Source organism: Streptomyces sp. NBC_00154 (assembly GCF_026342835.1).
Lineage (GTDB): Bacteria > Actinomycetota > Actinomycetes > Streptomycetales > Streptomycetaceae > Streptomyces.
Genome location: NZ_JAPEMI010000001.1, coordinates 6,806,353 through 6,823,089, shown reverse-complemented (window position 1 = coordinate 6,823,089; position 16,737 = coordinate 6,806,353). Strand labels below are relative to the sequence as shown.

Sequence of the window (16,737 nt, the reverse complement as noted above, 5' to 3'; positions counted from 1 at the left end):
ACGTGGCAAGGAGGAATGATGACGAGCAACGCTTCCGGCCCTCCGCAGTACGGGGTGGTCGTGGTCGGCACCGATGGTTCGGCCGCTTCCGGTTCCGCACTCCTGTGGGCGGCCGCTGAAGCGGCACGGAGAGAGAGCCCGCTGCGTATCGTCCATGGCGCTGACACCGAGAACCGGGCCGCGCACATATCCGTCGAAACGCTGGACCGGATAGGGAAGGCCGGACAGGAGCTGCTGGAGAAGGCGGCAGCCGAGGTCACCCGGCACTGTCCCGGTGTCGAGGTCACGACCGAATTCAGCCGCAGCAAGCCGGCGTCGAGCCTGCGCTCGGCGGCCGGAACGGACGGCACCATCGTTGTCGGCAGCCGCGGACTGGGCGGGTTCTCCGCATTGCTGCTCGGCTCGGTCGGACTGCAGGTGGCAGCGTACAGCGAGGTACCCGTTGTCGTGGTCCGCGACGACGGGCAGCGCGCGCGGGCGGGTGTCGTGCTGGTCGCCGTGCGCGGCGCAGCAGACCTGGACTGTGTCCGCCACGCGGCACGGGCAGCCGAACTGCGCAAAGCCTCCCTGCGCATGCTGAGCGTCTGGAACGTACTCCAGTACGTGGGCCTCGTCGCCCCTCTGATGGATGACGTCGACGAGATCGCCCACCGGCGCTCCGGCGAGATCTCGACGGTCGCCGACCGGATCCGTGAGGAGTTCCCCGGCCTGACCGTGACGACGGATGTGGAGAAGGGCAACTCGACGGCAGGTGTGCTGGTCGAGGCGTCACGCGACGCCGACCTGCTGGTCATGGCCGGCGGGCGGGGTCACCGCCTCATCGGGCCGTCGCTGGCACGGGTCACCCATGCTGTGCTCCACCATGCCCACTGCCCGGTCCTGCTCGTCCCTTGTGCCCGTGGTGCCGCAGAACCGGAACAGGAGAAGTCATGACCAGCAACCTGGACCACTCCGAAGTGCTCGTCGGTGTCGACCTGAACAGACCGTTCCACCTGCCGCTCGTCTGGGCAGCCGACGAGGCCCACCGCAGAGGGCTGACCGTGCGGCTCCTGCTTGCCGTCCCTCCGACGCACCACGGCCACCACGTGGACAGCACCGCACAGCATCTGGCCCTGCAGGCCCACGGAGGCGACTCGCTCGCGCAGGCGGCAGCCCTTGTCCACGAACGGCACGGGGACCTCGAGGTGGTCACCGAGCTGCTGGACGGAATGCCTGCCCCTTTGCTCTGCAGGCACAGCCGACAGGCCCGCATGATCGTGCTGGGAACGCGCGGGCTGGGCCGCCTCGCGGAATTCCTGAGCGCCGGCTCGGTGACCGTGCCGGTCAGTGCGCAGGCGCCCTGTCCGGTCGTCGTGGTGCGAGAGCCCGAGCAGATCTCCGAGCAGCCGCCCCACGTGGTCGTCGGAGTCGACGGCAGCCCGGCGTCGGACGCAGCTGTGGCTTTCGCCTTCGAAGAGGCCGACCTGCGTGGAGCCGAGCTCCGTGCCCTGCTGGTCCGGCAGCCGTCCATGGTCTCCTTCAGGGAGCCGGCTTCGGCGGAGCCGGAGCGGCTCAAGTTGCTGTCCGACGCGGTCGCCGGGCCGTCCGCCGAGTATCCGGACGTGCACGTCACCCATGAGGTGACGCGCGGGCACCCCGTGGAAGAGCTCGCCCGGGCCTCCGAGGGCGCCCTCGCTGTCGTGGTCGGCCGACGAGGGCAGGGCGGATACACGGGCATGCGGCTCGGCTCGGTGGTTCATGGTCTGCTGCACCGGGCGCACTGCCCCGTCATCACCGTTCCCGCACCATGATCCGACCACGAGCGCGCCCCGTTCCCGCCGGTGAGGCCATCGGCTGCTGTACGCGATCTCCGGCACGCTTCAGCCCCAGGTAGGCGGTCCGCGCGGCCGGGGCGACGGCTCAGGTTCCGTCGGTCAGCCCGCTTCCGTGCGGGGCGTACAGGTCGAGCAGCCGGGCCCTGGTGGACTGCAACCGGTGGGCCACCACCCGGGCGACCCACAGAGCCACGGCAGTGGCCAGCTCGGGATCCGCCTGGCACGCCTGGCGTACCTGAGCCGCGTCCAGCTCATACGCACGCACCGGTGTCATCGCCTCTGCTCCCAGCTGCCACACGTAGGGGCTGAACAGCCAGGACCAGCCGATGAGTTCACCATGGCCGAGGGACTCGATGACCGCCGGGGGGCGTCCCGGCACACAGAAGTCGAGAGTGACCGTGCCGGTCCGCACGATCCAGAAGTGGTCGGCGCTCTGTCCTTCCTCGAAGATGCGTGTCCCTTCGGGGAACGCCACTTCCGTGGCGAAGTGCATGAGCCGGTCGCGGTGCTCGGGGCCGAGCGACCGCATGGTCGGAGAGGTCATGATCGGGTCTCCTCCGCAGGGGCGGCATTCTTCGTCGGTGAGGTGGCGAGAAGCGCATGGATCTCTTTTCGGTCCCGGCCGTCTCGACGCCTCCTCCGACGGACCTGGTACCAGTTTCCACCGGTTACCCGGTGGCCCGCAGGGGCTGTCCGGGGGCGACGGGGGGACCGACCGGCCCCAAGGGCCGTCACGTAAGCCCTGGCGGGCGCACCACGACAGCGAATTCTCGTAAGGAATTGGCGGGACCGCGGGCAGCTCGGCCCGCCGCCGAGCGGGGCGGCCGCATCCGTCGGCGCTGCGTCCACCGCTCCGGGCAACCGCTGCTCTCGTAGGGCCGAACGTCCCCCATTGGGGACCGATCGCCCCTCCCGCCGGTCCCGTGCGGGTGTCACGGTGGCGACACGGGGTTCTTCCGGCCGTGGGAAGAAAGGTGGTGGGGACGATGGAGCTGCCCCTGGTCGTGGGCGTCGATGGATCGGATTCCAGTCTCCGGGCAGTCGACTGGGCTGCGGACGAGGCGGCCCGTCACGGGCTCCCGCTACGACTCGTGTACGTCTCCCGATGGGAACGTTACGAGGCGGCGAGCCTGCAACAGAGCCTCGAACGCCCCTCCGAGCAAGTGCTGGCAGACAGCATTGTGACCGATGCAGCCGCACGTGCCGCAGTCCGTAACCCCGAGGTGAGGGTGACAGCCGAGGTGCTGGCGCAGGACACGGTCACCGCGCTGCTGGACGAGGGGCACAGGGCCACGATGCTGGTCACGGGTTCAAGGGGCCGCGGCCAGCTCAAGGAGCTCCTGCTGGGCTCGGTAAGTCTGGCCGTGGCGGCCCGAGCCCACTGCCCCGTCGTCGTGGTGCGCGGCGACGCCGCAGGAACAGTCGGCGCGCACGGCCGCATTCTCCTCGGTGTGGCCGACCCGGCACGGGGAATGGCTGCCGTCGCGTTCGCGTTCCGGGAGGCCGCCGCCCGGAAATGTGAGATCGACGCCGTACGCTCCTGGCGTCGCCCGGGGCACGAGGGAACCGGTCTCCGGCGCGACACGAGCGCCCCTGGCATCTCCCGCGAGATGCGCGCGGAAACGGAACTCGATCAGGCTCTCGGACCGTTCATCGGCAAACATCCCGATGTCGCCGTACGCCGCTCCACGGTCGAAGGGCCGGCCCATCAGGTGCTCGTACACCGCTCCGCCGCCGCCGACCTCGTCGTCGTGGGAGCACCGCGCCGGCACGGGCGCGTCGGCCTGCAGATCGGCCGTACGGCCCACGCGGCACTCCACCATGCACACTGTCCGGTTGCAGTGGTGCCGCAGCCCCAATGACTCGCAGTAGTGACGAAACGACAGGAGGACGTCCTCGGTCGAGGACGTCCTCCGCGCCGTCATGCCCGCCGTGCCGTCATGCGGGCACATCGACGACGTCGTGCTGCACCCCGCCCAGCACCACCTTGAGCGCGCCGGTCTCGGCTGCGGCAGCAAACACTTCGTACGCCTCCTCCATCTGCGCGAGATCGAAGTGGTGTGTCACCAGCGAGCCCGTGGACAGCCGACCGGCGGTCAGCATGCGCAGCAGGACGGGCGTGGAGTAGGTGTCCACGAGCCCCGTCGTGATCGTCACATCCTTGATCCACAGATCCTCCAGGTGGAGGTCTGCGGGCTTGCCGTGCACCCCGACGTTTGCCACACGCCCACCCGGGCGGACCACCCTCGTGCACAGTTCGAAACTGTCCGGCACGCCCACCGCTTCGATGGCCGCGTCGGCCCCGAGGCCTTCGGTGAGGTCTTCGACGAGTTGCTGAGGATCCTCTCCCGCGTTCACCACGGCGTCCGCCCCGAGCGCACGTGCCGCCTCCAGCCGGGACTGCGCCAGGTCCACGACGATGATCCGCCCCGGGGAGTACAGCCGTGCGGTGGCGATGGCGGCCAGCCCGACCGGGCCGGCACCGACGATGACCACGGTGTCGCCCGGGCGGACGCCGCCGTTGAGCACCCCCACCTCATAGGCGGTGGGCAGGATGTCGGAGAGCAGGACGCCCTCCTTGTCGTCCACCGTGGCGGGGAGCGGGTACACGGACAGGTCGGCGTACGGGATGCGTACGTACTCCGCCTGCGTGCCGTCGGTCAGGTGTCCCAGTACCCATCCGCCACCGCCCCGGCACTGCCCGTACCGCCGCTCGCGGCAGAAGTGGCAACGACCGCACGAGGAGATGCAGGACACCAGCACCCGGTCTCCGGGACGGACCGTCCGCACATCGTCGCCCACCTCTACGACTTCCCCGACGGCCTCGTGGCCGAGCACCCGGCCCGGCGTCACCTCGGGCAGGTCGCCTTTGAGGATGTGCAGATCGGTGCCGCAGATCGTTGTCGTGCCTACTCGGACAATGGCGTCCGACGCGTCCTCGATATCCGGGTCCGGTACCTCGTCCCAGGAACTCTTGCCCGGCCCGTGGAAAACGAATGCCTTCATCGCGATCGCTCCCTGGTGCGCGTTGCTCCGTAGCGCCCTTCCACTGCCATCCTGTGCCGGAGTGCCGCCGACATGCATGGGCCGGTCGGTACCCAGAACGGGTGCACCGGCCCAATCGGAGAAGCCGGCCGGAGAGCGAGAGTGGAATTGGGCCCGCAGGAGGAGGACTCCGGGCCGGTGCGCGCGGTACCGGCCATTGTCGATGTTGAATGGGAACCCAGCCGTCCCGTCGGGGAGAACGCAGGCTCCACGGCACACGGCGATGAGCCGTCCGGCGCCGGCGCCACCGGGAAGATTGTGGGCAAGGCTCCAGGGGCCGGAACGCACGAGCGGGCAAGGGGCAATCATGGATGACGCACCCCAGTTCTCGGAATCAGCACCCATCAAGGTGTTCCTGCTCGACGATCACGAAGTCGTACGCCGGGGCCTGCGTGATCTGCTCGACACCGAACCGGACATCGTGGTCGTCGGTGAAGCCGGCACCGCCGACCATGCGCTCGCCCGCGGGCCCGCGCTACGGCCGGACGTAGCAGTCCTGGATGTACGCCTGCCGGACGGCGACGGCATCACCGTCTGCCGAGAACTGCGATCCCGCATGCCCGGCCTGGCCTGTCTGATGCTCACCTCGTTCGACGACGACGACGCGCTGCTGGACGCGATCATGGCCGGCGCCGCCGGATACGTGCTGAAGCAGATCAAGGGATCAGACCTTGTCTCCGCGGTGCGGGCCGTCGCATCGGGCCAGTCCATGCTCGATCCCGCCACCACCACACGTTTGATGAGGACGCTCCGTCACGACGACACCCCTGCCTGTGCTGCGGACGACGCCCTTTCGGGGCTGTCCCCGCGCGAGCGCGAGATCCTGGACCTGATCGGCGAGGGGATGACGAACCGCCAGATCGGCAAGCAGCTCTTCCTCTCGGAGAAGACCGTGAAGAACCACATTTCGCGGCTGCTCGCCAAGCTGGGTGTGGAACGCCGCATCCAGGCGGCTGTCATCGCCACTGAGGCCCGTCCTCACGCCCCCTACGCCGACGGGAACCACTGAGGGGATCCCGGCCGCCTCTGCATGGGCGGTCATCTCGCCCTTCGCCCTGTAGCGCGCAGGCCAGGCCCCCGGTCCTCCGGAGCGTGCTGGAAGTCGGCGTGCACCCCGTAACGGGCTCAGGGGGCCATCGCCCCCCATCCCTGCGGTACCGATGCGGGCCTGTCCCCTCCCGCTCGGTTTTCCCAGCCGCCTCCGGGCCGCCCATGCGCGCCACCGCGCGACTCCGAATCAGTCCTGTTGCACCGTCCGCGTGATGTGCCGCCACCGGATCGGTCGCGCAGGCCCAAAGGCCGGAATTTCCCGCCGGTTCGCGCGAATAACCCGCACCTCCCCACCACCAATACGGAATGCTTATCCAGAATTACGGTGAGTGAATTAGACGCTCTCGATATGACGCAGGCCACATGATCTGCGTCACTCTTGTGCCGATTTGAGGCATTTGCCGTGTGGGGTGGGCCATATGACGGGCGTCACTCTGAAGCTGAATAGTAGACCATCGAGGCCCGCTCCCCGGCCGCGAAGCCACTTTTCCATCATTTCTTGCACCCGATACTAATCGTAGTAGTAAGAGGTGGGCATTGACCCGGGATTCCCTCCCGATTAACAATTCTTGGCATCACCCCCCGACAGAACAGGAATTACCACGTGCAGATCACCGCGATGCCCAAGAACTTCGCCCGCATGACCAAGACCAAGAAGATCTCGCTGGGCATGGTCGCAGCCGGCGCTGCCGTCATGGCCGGCACCGTCGTCAGCGCCCCGGCCGCCTCGGCCGCCACCCCCGCGCCCGCCCCCGCCCAGTCCGGCGGCAACGTCGACGCCTGGATCAAGCAGTCGCTGGAGATCCTGCACAAGCAGGGCATCCCGGCCACCTACGAGGGCATCCACAAGAACCTGATGCGCGAGTCCTCCGGCAACCCCAACGCCATCAACAACTGGGACTCCAACGCCATGAAGGGCATCCCGTCCAAGGGCCTGATGCAGGTCATCGACCCCACCTTCAACGCGTACCACGTCGCCGGCACCTCGACGAACATCTACGACCCGGTCGCCAACATCACGGCCTCCGCCAACTACGCCGCGCACCGCTACGGCTCGATCGACAACGTCAACTCGGCCTACTGATCCGACCCGACGAAGCACCACGGTCGCCCAGCAAGTCCCGGGCGACCAGCACCCGAACTTCACTCGCGACCGATCACGCCCCCCGCCGGCGACCTGCGTGCAGCGTAGGCTCCCGCGCCCGCCGCCAGCAGGATCACACAGCCCGTGAAGATCAGCCCGGCTTGGCGTAGCCCGAGCCATGTGGCCATGGCACCGACCCCGACCACCGGCACCGAGATCCCGGCGTAGGCGACGACGAAGAACGCCGAAATGGTGCCGCCACGATGCCGTGCCGGGGCAGCACTGCTGACCTGGGTGAGTGCCGCGCGAAAGGCCAGCCCCTGGCCGGTGCCGCCGAACAGGGCGCCCAGGACGAGCAGCAGCATGGATTCGGCGATCAGTGACGACGCCACCAGCAGCAGACCCACGACGAGAATGCCGCACCCCAAGGGGAGCGCGAGGCGCGCGCCGATCCGTTGAGTCAAGGACTGCCCGACGGTCGAAGCGAGAAACACGGAGAAAACCACGGCGCCGGAGACAGCCAGGTTGTGCACACCCAGCGTCTGCGAGACAAAGCTCGTCGCGACCGCCGTGAACAGCCCGAGAAGCGCGAAGCCGGCGAACGCCGCCAGCGCGGCGGGCGTGAACACACCCTTCACTTCGGGCGGCACCGTGACGCCCTGCGGCGTCGGAGGCGGCCAACTCTTCGGCTCCGCCACGGTCTCCGGCAGGAACCAGGTGATCCCCGTGGCCACAGCCACCAGCCCCAGGTGGACCCAGAACGGCAGCGTCAGCGGCCAGGGCGTGTACTGCGCAAGGAGGCCGGAGAGCAGTGGCCCGCAGCCCAGACCACCCATGTTCGCCGCAGTGGCGGCGAAACCGGCACGCGCCTTCCGTCCGGGACCCGCCAGCTCGATGACGGCCGCTGTTGCCGCGCCACTCAGCAGGCCGGCCGCGCAGCCGGACAGCAGTCGCCCTGCGAAGAGCAGGGGCAGGCCGCTCTGCAGGAGGAAGCATCCCGCGCTCGCGGCCGACACAGCCATCGCGCACAGCAGCACAGGTCGGCGGCCGACCTCGTCGGAGTAGTTTCCCGCCACCAGAAGCACGGTGATGACCGCGACGGCGTACACGGCGAAGATCACGGTCACCAACAGCTCGGAGAACCCGATCTGTTCCTGGTAGAGCCCGTACAACGGTGTGGGCAGCGTGGTCCCGGCCATCCCGATGGCGAACACCACTGCCGCAGCCGAATAGCCCGGCCGCCAACGGCCACTGCCTGCTTTCCCTGCGCCCTCACGAACGATCACGCACGTCACCCTACGAGCGGCCCCGCACTGCAGCGGCGCCCGGCACGAGGTGGCGCGCCGCTCCGCGGGGACGTCGGCGCGGCGTTCTCACGTCGTCTCCCCCGTCGGCGGAGGATCTGCCGTGACTCGTTGCACCGCTGCTCCATCCTGGTGTGCTCGGCAGGGCTTCCCACAGTCGGCCACTGCCAACCGGCAGGATCACGCCCATGGTGCACCGACCCTCCATCCCCTCATCCGAAGCCGCCATGACCCTCGTGACAGGCGCTGCCGGCGACATCGGCCGAATGGTGGTGGAACGCCTACGCGGCGACGGTCTGCCGGTTCGCGCATTCGTGCACCGGGACGACGAGCGTGCCGCCGAGCTCCGCGACCTGGGGGCGGACGTGGCCGTGGGCGATCTGACGCGCGCGCCCGACGTCACCCGGGCGCTCGACGGCTGTCGCCGGGTGTACTTCGGACTGGGCGTCTCCTCCTCCTATCTGGAGGCGACTGTGACCGCGGCAGCAGCCGCCCTGGACCACGGGCATCTCGAGGTCTTCGTCAACATGTCCCAGCTGACGGTCTCCCAGATGACACTGGCCAGCACCAGCGAATCCAGGCAACAGCGTCAGCACTGGCTCGCCGAACAGACCCTCAACTGGTCCGGCCTCCCGGTGACCCACATCAGGCCCACGGTGTTCATGGAGAACCCGATCTTCCTGATGGTCATGGCCAGCGGCGTCGCGCAGGACGACACCATCCGGCTTCCCTTCGGATCGGGCCGTACCTCCCCGGTCGCCGCCCAGGACGTGGCCGAGGTAGCGGCCACCGTCCTTGCCACGCCGGACGCACACGTGGGCCGCATCTACGCCCTGACCGGAGAGCGCTCCCGCGACATGACAGCCATCGCGGAAGAACTCACCGACGCGCTGGGCCGAGACATCACCTATGTCGACGTCCCCTACGAGGAATGGGTGCGCACCAAGCTCACCCCTCTGGGGCTCCCCGAGTACGTTGGCGAGCACCTCTCCACGATGGCGCGCCTCCACGCCGCGAACAGGTACGACCGAGCCACCGACGACGTGGACCTGATCACCGGACACCCCCCGCTGAGCTTCCGCGACTTCGTACGGAGCCACTCCGAGGCCTTCACCGACAGCACACGCATCCGCTGACCGGTTGTGGCCGCCCTGCATGAGGTGCGGCCCCGCCCGGAAGGCAGAGGCACCGTAAGCATCTGCGGTGCCTCTGCCTTCGGAATCGGGAGAAACTAAGCGAGGCGGGATACCTGGTAGTGACTGATGTACCAGCGGTCCTCGACGCGCGTCACCAGTACGCCGAGATTGACGCCCACTGTGGGCCGGTCGGTGAACGAGAAGTCGACGCTCAGATAACCGAGCACGAGGCCGTCGGCGAGCCGCCTGGTTTCGAGAATCCGATACGCAGCCGTCATCCCGAGGGGTTGGGAATCGTAGTAGTCGGCGACGCCCTGCCGTCCGATGCTGTAGGGGCGTAGGCCCTGGAAGATCGCATCCTCGGTGAAGTGGGAGGCGACCCGCTGCGGTTCGTGCCCGTCGACGGCTGCTTTCCACTGGTCGAGGACACCGCGCAGGATCGCTTCGCTGTCTGTCGTGCTGTTCATCAGGGTTCTCCTGTCGGGTGGAATCGGGGCCCAGGCCTTCCTGCCCGGGCGGGCCACGATGTCGGTCACTGGTTCGGCCGTGGCATGCCGGCAGCCTGTCCCGGCCGGTTGGTTCTTCTCCGGCATTCGGTGGGGAAGTGGGCCCAACAGAACGTCACCCGCACCTACTGCCTCGAACTCGGTGTCTCACAGGGCTCGTCGGCGCCGGCGATGAGCCTGTCCCCGCTCCCGGTGGTGCGGGTCCGGTGCCGCTGTCCCTCAGGACGCACGCCACCGTCTGCACGGTCGGTGGCGGCACCACCTCGTCCACGAAGGCGAGGTCCTGAGGCGGGCGCCCCCACCACGCACCGGCCGACACGACACGTCAGATGTGAGGTTCGGCGCTGGGGGGCTGCGACAGGGCGGCCTTCACCCGCCTGGTTTCCTCGTCGGCGAGGACTTCGACCCGGTCGTCGGCCAGGGCCCGTACGGTCTGCTCGGCCACGTCGGCCGCACTGATCTTCGGGCTGTCCGTCCAGGCACTGAGGTCCGTGTCCACGAAACCGGCGTGCACCCCTACCACCAGGGTCCCCTGTTCGTGCAGGCCCTGCCTCAGTGCGTCCGTCAACGACCACTGCGCCGCCTTGGCAGCCGCATATCCGGGGAACAGTGGCTGCCCGACCCAGGACGCCACCGACAACATGTTCACCAGTGCACCGCCGCCGTTTCGGGCCAGGATCGGGGCGAACGCCCGAGAAACGGCCCAGGTGCCGAAGTAGTTGACCTCCATCGCCTGGCGCGCACCGTCGAAAGCGCCGTCCAGGAGCTTGGTGCTTGCGCCTCCGATACCCGCGTTGTTGATGACGATGGTCACGTCACCCGCTACGGCTGCGGCCTCAGCGATCTCCTCGGGCTCGGTCACATCCAGACGCAGTGGGATGACGTCCCGGTCGACCACACTGGCCGGATCGCGGGCACCTGCATAGACCTTGGCTGCGCCATGAGCGATCAGCGCGCGAGCGAACGCGCGGCCGATGCCACGATTGCCGCCCGTTACCAGGGCAACTGACCCTTCGATGTCCATCGATCTTCCTTTGCCACCTTGTCGGTATCGGCATCCATATCGGCGCCGGACCCGGGAAAAGTGATGACCGGGACTGCCCGCATCGGCGCCGAGAGCATGGCCAGGCCGACGAAGGAGCGGGGTGGGGGTGCCCAAGTGTCAGCCGGCCCCCTCGTGGCCTGCACCACGAGGGCGTCGGCTTCGACCCTGGCACGGGCTGTCCGAACACGGCCTCGGCGCGCCCTGCTCGACCGCGAGCACCGCACGATGGGCCCTGCCCAGCAGGCCACGAGGGAGATTGCAGAGGTGCTTTCGGATCAGCGACCCGCGCTCTGGCCGCCGTCGACGTGGAGGATCTCACCGGTGACGAACGGGGCGTTCTCCAGGTACATGACCGCGTCCACGATGTCGCTGAGTTCGCCGATCCGGCCGACCGGGTGCAGTCCGGCGAGCCACTCGTGGGTCTCCTCGGCGTGCATGGGGGTCTTGATGATGCCCGGAGAGACGGCGTTGGTGCGGATGCCACGCTTGGCGTACTCGATGGCGAGGGACTTGGTGGCGGACTGCAGGCCGCCCTTGGTCAGCGAGGCCAGTACGGAGGGGACGTTGGAGTCGGCGTGGTCGACCAGGCTGGTGGTGATGTTGACGATGTGTCCGCCGCCCTGGGCGAGCATGTGCTCGATGGCCAGCTGGGTGATGCGGAAGAACCCGAGCAGGTTCACGCCGGTCGCCGCGGCGTAGTCGTCCTGGGTGTACTCGTGGAAGGGCTTGGCGAGGAAGATGCCCGCGTTGTTGACCAGGGTGTCGACACGACCGAACCGCTCGACGGCGGCCGCGATGACGCGTTCGGCGGTGGCGGGGTCGGCGATGTCGCCCTGGACGGTGACCACGTCCGCGTCCTGCGACTCGGCGACAGTCCGCGAGGTGGCGACGACGCCGTAGCCGAGCTTGCGGTAGGCCTCGACGAGGCCGGCCCCGATGCCCTGCGACGCGCCGGTGATGACTGCGACCTTCTGGCCCTGAGTGCTCATGATGATCTTCTCCATAACGGGATGTGTTCCGACCGATTGACTAGCCGACCGGTCGCCTATGAAAAGGTAGACGACCGGTCGAGAAAGAGTCAACGGGCACCGGCGTCAATCCAAGGACCGACTTCCTCATTACTGGTAGGCGCAGCCTCTCAGCCCGGGCGGGCGCAGCGTCGGGCTGGGCTGACGCCGGTTCGCCGGAGGAGCGAAGCTGCCTACTGCCAGTGTGCGCCGCTGTCGGGACGCCAGGCGCCCGGCGCGTCGATTCCCAGGTCGTCGATGCCCTCGCAGAGCGCGTCGACGACAGCACGTACCGCTGGACGGGCCTCGCTGCCGCGCCAGACCAGGAACCAGGGCCAGTACACCTTTGGCCCACAGACCGGGCGTTGGACCAGGTCGGGCGGTAGCTGGGCGGACTGCCCCTTGGGCGAGTTGATGACCGGGCGGCCACTGCGGCGGACGTGGTCGAAGAAGGCGGAGCCGGTGATGCCGCCGTCGGAGATGCGTACAGCGCGGGCCCCGGTATCGCGGGCCAATTGTTCGGCGTAGTCGTTCCAGGACGACCAGGAGGTGGCGTCGTCGTCGAGGAGCACGTCGGTGTACCGGGCGAGTACGTCGCTGGTGTCATCGCCGGTGGCAACGGCGTAGAGCCGGTCGGCGCCGATCAGCCGTGCTTGGAGACCGCGCTGTTCCAGGTCCTTGATCCGCCCCCAGCACACCGCAAGGTCCAGGCTGCCGTCGGCGACCCGGGCGGCCTGCGTGTGGGAGGGCGCGATCCACGCATCGATGTGGAGCTGGGCCACCACGGGCGTGCGGGCGACCAGGTCCGCCGGGAGCCAGTTGACGTAGCCGAGCCGGACCCGCTCCGCTCCGGACAGCCGACCGGCTCGGCGCTGGAGGTCGTCGGCCCGTTCCAGCAGGGCGCGGGTGTGCGGAAGCAGGGCCGCCCCCGCCGGGGTGAGGGACACCGAGCGGCGGTCACGGTCGAACAGCGTCACGCCGAGGTCGCGTTCGAGCACTTTGATCTGCTGGGACAGCGAAGGCCCGGCGATCAGGAGCCGCTCGGCGGCCCGGCCGAAGTTCAGTTCCTCGGCGACGGCAACGAAGTACCGCAGTTGACGCAACTCCACGCCCGCCATGCTACGTCCGGTGAGAGGCTGCGCCTACGAGCATCGAGGATGCCGGTCGTGGCGTCGGCCCTCGTGGCAGGTGGACGATGACCGCGTGGAAACCGTCCACACCCGTGGCGTGCCGGCGCGAACCGGGCGCCCACCGAACGGAGCAGAGTCATGCGCGAGTTCCTGGTCGAGATCACCACCACCATCCCCGAGGGCACCACCCAGGACGAGGTCGACCGGCGTCGTGCCGCCGAAGCCGTCCGCGCCAGGGAACTGGCCGCCACCGGCCACCTGGCCCGGCTGTGGCGCCCGGTCGGCGAGCTGCGCAGCATCGGTATCTGGCGGGCCGCCGACGAGGACGAGCTCCACGAGAAGGTTCTCGGCACGCTGCCGCTGCGCTCGTGGATGTCGCTCGACGTCACCGCGCTCGAGTCCCACCCCAACGACCCGGGCCGCACCGACGTCACGCCGTGACCGCAGACTCCCTTCCGACATTCACCGCCGCCGTCACGCGGCCGCAGCGATGAGCCGCGCCCCGCCCCGCATACGCGCACGGCCCCTCGAGGACTTCATCATGAGCTTGCGCACCCAGCGCCGCTTCTCCGCCCGATCCAGCGGGCCGTTCCACTCGCCTTGGACCCACGTCGCGCAAGCCGCCGCGGCGCTCGCCGCGGGAATGGGGGTCGGCCGCTTCGTCTACACCCCGATCCTTCCTCTGATGCACACCCAGGCAGGGCTGTCCTCCGCTGCAGGCGCGAACCTGGCCACCGCCAACTACATCGGCTACCTCGTCGGCGCGCTCCTGGGCATCGCGCTGCCCGCACTGGTCCGCTCACCCGCAGTCCTACGCGGTTCCCTGATCGTCCTGACCGGCAGCCTCGCCGGCATGCCCGCCACGCACAGCACCACCGCGTGGATCGTGCTGCGCCTGCCGGCCGGCCTGGCCAGCGCCCTGATCTTCGTCGTCGCCGTCAGCTCAGTCCTCAGCCACCTGCGAGAACACCCCGTTCACCTGTCCGGCTGGGCATTCGGTGGAGTCGGCGCAGGCATCGCTCTGTCGGGTCTGCTCGTTCTCGTCCTGCGCTCCGTCGCCGACTGGCGGGCCGCCTGGTGGGCCTCGGCCGGACTCGCCGCCGTCTTCGCCGCTGTTTCATGGAATCTGCGTCCCGAGGGGACGCCAACATCCAACGTCAGCTCCACGACGGGCACCGCCCGCCGGCCGGGTCCGCGCACGCACCGCTGGTTCACGGCCCTGTTCGCCGCCTACACCCTGGAGGGCATCGGCTACATCGTCGCCGGCACGTTCCTGGTCGCCGCGATCGAGCAGAGCTCCCCGGGCTGGGCAGGCAGCGGCGCCTGGGTGCTCGTCGGTCTGGCTGCCGTACCTTCCTCGGCGCTGTGGGCCTGGCTGGGCCGGCGTTGGTCCCGCCCCGACCTGTTGTGCGCCGCCCTCGTCATCCAGGCCGTCGGCATCGCCCTCCCCGCACTGATCGGCGGCGTGACGGCCGCCTTGTTCTCCGCGCTGCTGTTCGGCGCGACGTTCCTCGGCGTCAGCACCATCGCCCTGGCTGCAGGAACCCACCTGCAGTTCCCCCGCTCAGTCGCACTGCTGACCGCCGGCTACTCCGTAGGCCAGATCCTCGGCCCGCTGGTCGTCACCCCACTGCTTCACCACGGCTACCACCAGGCCCTGATCCTGGCCGCCCTGGTGGTCCTCGCCGCCGCGGGTGCCGCCGCCGTCCTGCGGATCGGCTTCCCGCACCACGTGGCCGTTGTGCGCAGCACCGTCCCCGGATGGCAGTCCGCACCGGCAGAGACCGCGCCGGTCCGGACCGATCGCTCTTGACGCCCCTTGTCGCCGCCGTTCAGCCCCATGTGCTGCCCGCCGCGCCCGGCGGGTGGCCATCAGCTGCCGGCCAGTGCCTCCTGCGGCGCGCGAGCACCGAGCAGGGCCAGGCAGTTCCGCCACAGGGGGCTGAGCCGGTGGGTGTTGTTGTAGAGCTCGGCGAACAGCACCTGGCCCTTGATCGACGACGGACCGTGCGGCTTCCCGGGTGTCGGTCACGGTGACCTCTCCGCACATGGTGGTCGCCGTGTGCCATCCCTGGGGACACGGGTCAGCCCGTGCCCGCCAGGTCTCCGTTGCACAGGGGGCATCGCTCCTTGCCGTCCCAGGCGTGCCAGCCGAAGACGGCGGGTGACAGGGACTGCCCCTCCAGTTCGTCGCGGACCGCGACCCGGTACGCCCACACGCTCGCGATGTACGGGTGGTAGGCGTCATGGAAGGCGGGCGAGGAGACAGGCGCGCCCGCGGCGACGGCGCTGCGCAGTGCACGAAGCTGCTCGAACATCGCCTGGCCCGCGCCGGCAACCGTCGCGCTGGCCTCGATGAACAGCCTCTCCCGTACCTCGTAGAGCCTGGCGTCGGTCAAGGCGGCGCGGCTGGCCGACTCCAGGTCGGTATCGGCATCAGGGGCCTGCGCGAGCCCGCGCAGCTGCGTATGCGCGGCGCCCGCGGCAGCGATGAAATCGATGTACGCCTCGCGGCGTCGCGCGCCGAGGCCGCGGTCGACCTCCTGCCGCGTGCGCAGACGGTCGGCCAGTACGGTCCCGGATATCGCGATCACGGCGCCGCCCAGCGTCGCAACCAATGTCCCCCACTCCACGCGCACTCCCCCTGCCCGCCGGTTCGGACGGCACCGTAGCACCACGCCGGGGACTGCGCAGGCGGCCACTGGGCCGGCCGGCCAGGCTGTGGCGGTTGCGTACTCGGTCGGCGCCGCCGTTGCGGGGCGGTTGCGCAGTTCCTCAGGGCCGCTGCGCGTTCGGCGTCGGTGGTGGACGTGCGGCAGCACGGTCCCGTCGACGGAAGTCGACGCCGACGGGAGCGTGCTTGCGCGCGGCGGCTAGGAGGAGCGGGCGCTGCGGCCGCGAGCGATGGCCACCCCGGCTGCGACAAGCCCCAGAACGCCCACGACAAGAGCGGCAATGCCGAGGCCACGTGCGGTCGAGTCGCTGCTCGACGCCTCGGCCGTGGCCTTCGGCTCCGAGGACGAGGCGGTCATGGGCGCGTTCTCGTCACCCGCGGTCCTGGCGGTGAGCTTCAGGACGGGCACCGGGCTCTCCGGCTCCTCCCCGCCCTTCTGCGTCTCCTCGATCCAGCGGACGACCTTGCCGTCGGAGTAGGTCTGCAGCGTCTTGAATCCCAACTGATCGGTGTCGTCCGGCAACTGGCCGAAAGCGACATCGAAGTCGTGGTACTCGCCGGATCGGATCCGTCCGCCGGACCAGGTGATCCGGGAAACGGCGTCGGTGATGGTCCCGTCGTCGGTCTTGACGCGGGTCTTGAGCCTGGTGGTCGTCACCTTCGCGGTCCAGCCGTCCTGAGGGGTGACGAGTACGCCCAGGACCGGGTGGTCGGTGGGGAGGAAGACCTGCACCTCGATGGTGTCGGCAGCGTCCTCCTCGTTGGGCACGCGGAAGGTGAGGACACCGTCCGTGGCGCCCTTGGCGTAGCTGTCGGGGTGGACGGTGACGTGCGCGAAAGCGGAGCCCGCGGCGGTCAGGACGCCGGCGGTCGCGAGGGCGGTGGGTGCCTGCCCGGCGCAGGGCGGTGCGTGTCGAGGACATGAATGGAACTCCGTACTGG

Annotated in this window: 16 protein-coding genes and 2 pseudogenes; 8 read left to right on the top strand and 10 right to left on the bottom strand. The window is 69.3% G+C overall.

Features of this window, described 5'->3' with window-relative positions:
- The first annotated feature begins 18 nt into the window (after positions 1-18).
- Together OHA03_RS30545 and OHA03_RS30540 are read left to right on the top strand one after the other, a co-directional pair.
- Positions 19-933 (top strand): universal stress protein, encoded by a 915-nt coding sequence (locus OHA03_RS30545; protein ID WP_267006943.1) that lies wholly within the window; start codon positions 19-21, stop codon positions 931-933.
- Complete coding sequence (locus tag OHA03_RS30540; RefSeq protein ID WP_267006942.1) at positions 930-1,790, top strand: universal stress protein; 861 nt, start codon at positions 930-932, stop codon at positions 1,788-1,790. The genes OHA03_RS30545 and OHA03_RS30540 overlap by 4 nt, the downstream gene beginning before the upstream one ends.
- 109 nt (positions 1,791-1,899) lie before the next feature.
- Here OHA03_RS30540 and OHA03_RS30535 read toward each other — a convergent pair whose 3' ends face one another.
- Positions 1,900-2,358, bottom strand: a complete 459-nt coding sequence (locus tag OHA03_RS30535; protein ID WP_267006941.1) for a Crp/Fnr family transcriptional regulator — start codon at positions 2,356-2,358, stop codon at positions 1,900-1,902.
- 442 nt (positions 2,359-2,800) lie between these two features.
- Here OHA03_RS30535 and OHA03_RS30530 point away from each other — a divergent pair, with 442 nt between their 5' ends.
- Positions 2,801-3,676: a universal stress protein gene (locus OHA03_RS30530; RefSeq protein WP_267006940.1), complete on the top strand. Its 876-nt coding sequence runs from the start codon at positions 2,801-2,803 to the stop codon at positions 3,674-3,676.
- A 76-nt stretch (positions 3,677-3,752) separates the two neighbouring features.
- Here the strand turns inward: OHA03_RS30530 and OHA03_RS30525 are convergent, their stop codons facing one another.
- Entirely contained in the window at positions 3,753-4,820 is a 1,068-nt protein-coding gene (locus tag OHA03_RS30525; protein WP_267006939.1) for a zinc-dependent alcohol dehydrogenase family protein, read from the bottom strand.
- 346 nt (positions 4,821-5,166) lie between these two features.
- Between OHA03_RS30525 and OHA03_RS30520 the strand changes: the two genes are divergently transcribed.
- Complete coding sequence (locus tag OHA03_RS30520; RefSeq protein WP_267006938.1) at positions 5,167-5,868, top strand: response regulator transcription factor; 702 nt, start codon at positions 5,167-5,169, stop codon at positions 5,866-5,868.
- Between the two features lie 681 nt (positions 5,869-6,549).
- Complete coding sequence (locus tag OHA03_RS30515; protein WP_267008217.1) at positions 6,550-6,993, top strand: transglycosylase SLT domain-containing protein; 444 nt, start codon at positions 6,550-6,552, stop codon at positions 6,991-6,993.
- Between the two features lie 59 nt (positions 6,994-7,052).
- Here OHA03_RS30515 and OHA03_RS30510 read toward each other — a convergent pair whose 3' ends face one another.
- Positions 7,053-8,192 carry an MFS transporter gene (locus OHA03_RS30510; RefSeq protein ID WP_267008216.1) on the bottom strand — a complete coding sequence of 380 codons (1,140 nt, stop codon included), beginning with the start codon at positions 8,190-8,192 and terminating at the stop codon, positions 7,053-7,055.
- A 332-nt stretch (positions 8,193-8,524) separates the two neighbouring features.
- On the opposite strand from OHA03_RS30510, the gene OHA03_RS30505 reads away from it, so the two are divergent.
- Positions 8,525-9,433 carry an NAD(P)H-binding protein gene (locus OHA03_RS30505; RefSeq protein ID WP_267006937.1) on the top strand — a complete coding sequence of 303 codons (909 nt, stop codon included), beginning with the start codon at positions 8,525-8,527 and terminating at the stop codon, positions 9,431-9,433.
- Between the two features lie 95 nt (positions 9,434-9,528).
- Here OHA03_RS30505 and OHA03_RS30500 read toward each other — a convergent pair whose 3' ends face one another.
- The 4 genes from OHA03_RS30500 to OHA03_RS30485 all read right to left on the bottom strand — a co-directional run bounded on the left by OHA03_RS30500 (position 9,529) and on the right by OHA03_RS30485 (position 13,109).
- Positions 9,529-9,900 carry a hypothetical protein gene (locus OHA03_RS30500; protein ID WP_267006936.1) on the bottom strand — a complete coding sequence of 124 codons (372 nt, stop codon included), beginning with the start codon at positions 9,898-9,900 and terminating at the stop codon, positions 9,529-9,531.
- A gap of 364 nt (positions 9,901-10,264) precedes the next feature.
- Positions 10,265-10,963 carry an SDR family oxidoreductase gene (locus OHA03_RS30495; protein WP_267006935.1) on the bottom strand — a complete coding sequence of 233 codons (699 nt, stop codon included), beginning with the start codon at positions 10,961-10,963 and terminating at the stop codon, positions 10,265-10,267.
- Positions 10,964-11,259: 296 nt separating this feature from the next.
- On the bottom strand, positions 11,260-11,973 hold the full coding sequence (locus OHA03_RS30490; RefSeq protein WP_267006934.1) for an SDR family NAD(P)-dependent oxidoreductase: 714 nt from the start codon (positions 11,971-11,973) through the stop codon (positions 11,260-11,262).
- 212 nt (positions 11,974-12,185) lie between these two features.
- Positions 12,186-13,109: a LysR family transcriptional regulator gene (locus OHA03_RS30485; protein ID WP_323181268.1), complete on the bottom strand. Its 924-nt coding sequence runs from the start codon at positions 13,107-13,109 to the stop codon at positions 12,186-12,188.
- Positions 13,110-13,259: 150 nt separating this feature from the next.
- Between OHA03_RS30485 and OHA03_RS30480 the strand changes: the two genes are divergently transcribed.
- Together OHA03_RS30480 and OHA03_RS30475 are read left to right on the top strand one after the other, a co-directional pair.
- Entirely contained in the window at positions 13,260-13,562 is a 303-nt protein-coding gene (locus OHA03_RS30480; RefSeq protein WP_267006932.1) for a muconolactone Delta-isomerase family protein, read from the top strand.
- Between the two features lie 202 nt (positions 13,563-13,764).
- A complete protein-coding gene (locus OHA03_RS30475; protein WP_267008215.1) occupies positions 13,765-14,934 on the top strand; it encodes a YbfB/YjiJ family MFS transporter in 1,170 nt (389 codons plus the stop codon).
- A 59-nt stretch (positions 14,935-14,993) separates the two neighbouring features.
- Here the strand turns inward: OHA03_RS30475 and OHA03_RS30470 are convergent.
- The 3 genes and pseudogenes from OHA03_RS30470 to OHA03_RS30460 form a co-directional block, all read right to left on the bottom strand.
- Positions 14,994-15,165: pseudogene (locus OHA03_RS30470) on the bottom strand (TetR/AcrR family transcriptional regulator); the annotation flags it as partial.
- Positions 15,166-15,205: 40 nt separating this feature from the next.
- On the bottom strand, positions 15,206-15,754 hold the full coding sequence (locus OHA03_RS30465) for a CchlQ (protein ID WP_267006931.1): 549 nt from the start codon (positions 15,752-15,754) through the stop codon (positions 15,206-15,208).
- A 240-nt stretch (positions 15,755-15,994) separates the two neighbouring features.
- Positions 15,995-16,718 (bottom strand): annotated as a pseudogene (locus OHA03_RS30460) (YcnI family protein).
- Positions 16,719-16,737 lie beyond the last annotated feature (19 nt).

Excerpts from the sequence above, each read along its gene's own strand:
- OHA03_RS30545 (WP_267006943.1), top strand. The coding sequence starts at position 19 with ATGACGAGCAACGCTTCCGGCCCTCCGCAGTACGGGGTGGTCGTGGTC.
- OHA03_RS30540 (WP_267006942.1), top strand. The coding sequence starts at position 930 with ATGACCAGCAACCTGGACCACTCCGAAGTGCTCGTCGGTGTCGACCTG.
- OHA03_RS30535 (WP_267006941.1), bottom strand. The coding sequence starts at position 2,358 with ATGACCTCTCCGACCATGCGGTCGCTCGGCCCCGAGCACCGCGACCGG.
- OHA03_RS30530 (WP_267006940.1), top strand. The coding sequence starts at position 2,801 with ATGGAGCTGCCCCTGGTCGTGGGCGTCGATGGATCGGATTCCAGTCTC.
- OHA03_RS30525 (WP_267006939.1), bottom strand. The coding sequence starts at position 4,820 with ATGAAGGCATTCGTTTTCCACGGGCCGGGCAAGAGTTCCTGGGACGAG.
- OHA03_RS30520 (WP_267006938.1), top strand. The coding sequence starts at position 5,167 with ATGGATGACGCACCCCAGTTCTCGGAATCAGCACCCATCAAGGTGTTC.
- OHA03_RS30515 (WP_267008217.1), top strand. The coding sequence starts at position 6,550 with ATGACCAAGACCAAGAAGATCTCGCTGGGCATGGTCGCAGCCGGCGCT.
- OHA03_RS30510 (WP_267008216.1), bottom strand. The coding sequence starts at position 8,192 with ATGGCCGGGACCACGCTGCCCACACCGTTGTACGGGCTCTACCAGGAA.
- OHA03_RS30505 (WP_267006937.1), top strand. The coding sequence starts at position 8,525 with ATGACCCTCGTGACAGGCGCTGCCGGCGACATCGGCCGAATGGTGGTG.
- OHA03_RS30500 (WP_267006936.1), bottom strand. The coding sequence starts at position 9,900 with ATGAACAGCACGACAGACAGCGAAGCGATCCTGCGCGGTGTCCTCGAC.
- OHA03_RS30495 (WP_267006935.1), bottom strand. The coding sequence starts at position 10,963 with ATGGACATCGAAGGGTCAGTTGCCCTGGTAACGGGCGGCAATCGTGGC.
- OHA03_RS30490 (WP_267006934.1), bottom strand. The coding sequence starts at position 11,973 with ATGAGCACTCAGGGCCAGAAGGTCGCAGTCATCACCGGCGCGTCGCAG.
- OHA03_RS30485 (WP_323181268.1), bottom strand. The coding sequence starts at position 13,109 with ATGGCGGGCGTGGAGTTGCGTCAACTGCGGTACTTCGTTGCCGTCGCC.
- OHA03_RS30480 (WP_267006932.1), top strand. The coding sequence starts at position 13,260 with ATGCGCGAGTTCCTGGTCGAGATCACCACCACCATCCCCGAGGGCACC.
- OHA03_RS30475 (WP_267008215.1), top strand. The coding sequence starts at position 13,765 with ATGGGGGTCGGCCGCTTCGTCTACACCCCGATCCTTCCTCTGATGCAC.